This is a genomic window from Streptomyces katrae (genome assembly GCF_000966975.1).
GTDB classification, from domain to species: domain Bacteria; phylum Actinomycetota; class Actinomycetes; order Streptomycetales; family Streptomycetaceae; genus Streptomyces; species Streptomyces katrae.
In genome coordinates this window covers 1-2,531 of sequence record NZ_JZWV01000006.1, presented here as the reverse complement: position 1 = coordinate 2,531, position 2,531 = coordinate 1, and the positions used below count along the sequence as shown (strand labels likewise).

Here is a 2,531-nt window from a genome sequence, read left to right as displayed (position 1 = left end):
GTGCCGGGCGGCGCGGGTCAGGCAAGATCCGGAAGAGACGGCCTACGCCGGCGAGAGCCGCGCCAGCTCCGGCGCGGCCTGCGCCCAGCGTGCGCCGACGCCGCGCAGGGCGACCTCGCGCACGTCGTCGAGGACCTCCTCGTGGCCGACCGCCCGGCCGATGACCACGTGCAGCCGGTCGTCGGAGAGCTCCTCCACCTTGCCGTCGCCCCACTCCACGACGACCACGGACTCGGGCAGCGAGACGTCGAGGTCCAGGTCCTCCATCTCGTCCAGCCCGCCGCCCAGCCGGTACGCGTCCACGTGCACCAGCGGCGGCCCGTCGCCCAGGGACGGGTGCACCCGGGCGATCACGAAGGTCGGCGAGGTCACGGCCCCGCGCACGCCCAGCCCCTCCCCCAGGCCCCGGGTCAGGGTGGTCTTGCCCGCGCCGAGCTCACCGGTCAGCAGGACCAGGTCGCCGGGGCGCAGGAGGCCGGCGATCCGGCGGCCCAGCTCCTGCATGGAGGCGGGCGAGTCGACGGTGATCAGGGTTTCGGCGGCGGCCTCGGCCAGGGCCTCAGCGGCCGGGCTGCGCGGCGCTTCCCGCTGTACGTCTTCCATGCGCCCCAACGTTAGTCGGTGCCGGGACGGCTCCGGCGCGGGCCAGCAGGCCGGTGAGCAGCTCCGTCACGATCTCGGGGCGCTCCAGCATCATCAGGTGGCCGGTCTCCTCCAGGACCACCAGCTCGGCGGCCGGCAGCTCCTCCTTGATCGCCACGCTGTGCCCGGGCGGGATGATCATGTCCCGGTCCCCGGCGACGACGGTGACCGGCAGGCCGGCGAACCGCTGGAGGGCGGCGCTCTTGTCGTGGGTCTGGAAGGCCGGGTAGAACTCGGCGACCACGTCGATCGGGGTGGCCTCGATCAGCCGCTCGGCGAAGCGCGCCACGCCGGGGTCGACGTCGCGGGAGCCGAACGAGTAGAGCTTGATCATGCCGGCGAAGAGGTCGGCGGTGGCCCGGCGGCCCTTCTCCACCAGCTCCACCTGGGAGCCGAGGGCCTTGAGCACGCCGGGCAGGAGGCGCCGCACGGCGCCCTGCCCGATGGACGGCAGCCCGTAGGTGACCTCGTCGAGCCGCCCGCTGGAGGTCCCGACCAGGGCCACCCCGAGCACGCGGTCGCGCACCAGCTCCGGGAACTGTTCGGCGAGGGCCATGACGGTCATGCCGCCCATGGAGTGACCGACGAGGACGAGCGGGCCCTCGGGCGCGGCGGCGTCGATGACGGCCTTCAGGTCGCGGCCGAGCTGGTCGATGGTGACGGGTTCGCCGTCGGCCTGGGCGAGGCCGCGGGCGCTGCGGCCGTGGCTGCGCTGGTCCCAGTGGACGGAGCGGACGACTCCGCGCAGGGCGGCGCGCTGGAAGTGCCAGGAGTCCTGGCTGAGGCAGTAGCCGTGGCAGAACACGACGGTGGCCGGGGCCGCGCCCTTGCGGCGCAGCCGGCGCTTGGCACCGCCGGCGGCCGCCTCCTCCACCTCGTCGACCTCGTAGTAGAGCTCGGTGCCGTCCTCGGCGCGGCAGGTGCCCTCGGTGCCGCGCAGGGAGCCGTAGTCCCCGGCGGCGTCCAGCGCGAGGCGCGCCTTGCGGCGGATGCCGCGGCCCACGGTGATCCGTTCGACGGCGACACCGGCCGCGGCGCCCGCCGCTATGACACCGATGGCGGCGCCGGCCCAGCCGGCCTTGCGCCAGTTCTCGCTCACGACGTCGCCGTCCTCACTGAGCCTCAGCCGCCGAGGTAGACCCGGGGCACCCGACCTCCGATACGGGTGACGATCTCATAGGCGATCGTATGCGCCGCTTGAGCCCAGTCCTCGGCGGTCGGCTCGCCGCGCTCGGCGTCGCCGAGGATGACGACCTCGTCGCCCGCCTCGGCGAGGTCCTCGCCGAGGTCGACGACGAACTGGTCCATGGCGATCCGCCCGGCGGCCTGCCGGATCTTCCCCGCGACGAGCACGGGCCCGCGGCCGGAGGCGTTGCGCGGGATGCCGTCGGCGTAGCCGGCGGGGACGAGCGCGAGGTGCGTCTCGGAACCGGTCGTGTAGTGGTGGCCGTAGCTCACGCCGTGGCCGGCGGGGACGGTCTTGACCAGCGCGAGGGAGGCCCTGAGGGTCATCGCGGGCCGCAGGCCGAGCTGGGCGGGGGTGCCGAGCTCGGGGGAGGGCGAGACGCCGTAGACGGCCAGGCCGGTGCGGACGAGGTCGAAGTGGGTCTCGGGGAGGGTGAGGGTGGCCGGCGAGTTGGCGATGTGCCGGACCTCGGGGTCCACGCCCTCCTTCTCCGCGTAGGCCAGCATGTCGCGGAAGGCGTCGAGCTGGAGCCGGATGGAGGGGTGCCCGGGTTCGTCGGCGCAGGCGAAGTGCGACCAGACGCCGGTGACCTGGACGGTGCCCTCGGCCTGGGCGGCGACGGCCGCGCCGACGAGTTCGGCCCAGTCGGCGGGCTGGCAGCCGTTGCGGCCGAGGCCGGTGTCGGCCTTGAGCTGGATACGGG

At 74.5% G+C, this 2,531-nt stretch carries 3 protein-coding genes; all 3 read right to left on the bottom strand.

The window, feature by feature from the left end; translation table 11 throughout:
- Positions 1 to 42: 42 nt before the first annotated feature.
- The gene (gene tsaE, locus VR44_RS00500) at positions 43 to 603 is read right to left on the bottom strand and encodes a tRNA (adenosine(37)-N6)-threonylcarbamoyltransferase complex ATPase subunit type 1 TsaE (RefSeq protein WP_045945311.1); all 561 of its coding nucleotides are present in this window, start codon (positions 601 to 603) and stop codon (positions 43 to 45) included.
- The gene (locus tag VR44_RS00495) at positions 560 to 1,741 is read right to left on the bottom strand and encodes an alpha/beta fold hydrolase (RefSeq protein ID WP_211274986.1); all 1,182 of its coding nucleotides are present in this window, start codon (positions 1,739 to 1,741) and stop codon (positions 560 to 562) included. The genes tsaE and VR44_RS00495 overlap by 44 nt, the downstream gene beginning before the upstream one ends.
- 23 nt (positions 1,742 to 1,764) lie before the next feature.
- A partial coding sequence (alr, locus tag VR44_RS00490; protein WP_045945309.1) for an alanine racemase occupies positions 1,765 to 2,531 on the bottom strand: 767 nt, incomplete at its 5' end.